The following is a 362-nucleotide window of genomic DNA, read 5'->3' as shown; positions in this document are numbered from 1 at the left end:
CGCGCGCGCGCGCGCGCGCGCGCGCGCGCGCGCGCGCGCGCGCGCGCGCGCGCGCGCGCGCGCGCGCGCGCGCGCGCGCGCGCGCGCGCGCGCGCGCGCGCGCGCGCGCGCGCGCGCGCGCGCGCGCGCGCGCGCGCGCGCGCGCGCGCGCGCGCGCGCGCGCGCGCGCGCGCTCGCGCGCGCGCGCGCGCGCGCGCGCGCGCGCGCGCGCGCGCGCGCGCGCGCGCGCGCGCGCGCGCGCGCGCGCGCGCGCGCGCGCGCGCGCGCGCGCGCGCGCGCGCGCGCGCGCGCGCGCGCGTCGCGCGCGCGCGCGCGCGCGCGCGCGCGCGCGCGCGCGCGCGCGCGCGCGCGCGCGCGCGCGT

1 protein-coding gene is annotated in these 362 nt (G+C 99.2%); it reads left to right on the top strand.

Annotation, left to right across the window (positions count from 1 at the left end; translation table 11 throughout):
* Window positions 1-362 (top strand): hypothetical protein (locus tag DMB66_RS66445; RefSeq protein WP_199753304.1); only part of this gene is annotated, 362 nt, incomplete at both ends.

This window comes from Actinoplanes sp. ATCC 53533 (assembly GCF_003947245.1).
This window is presented reverse-complemented; position numbering and strand designations above follow the sequence as displayed.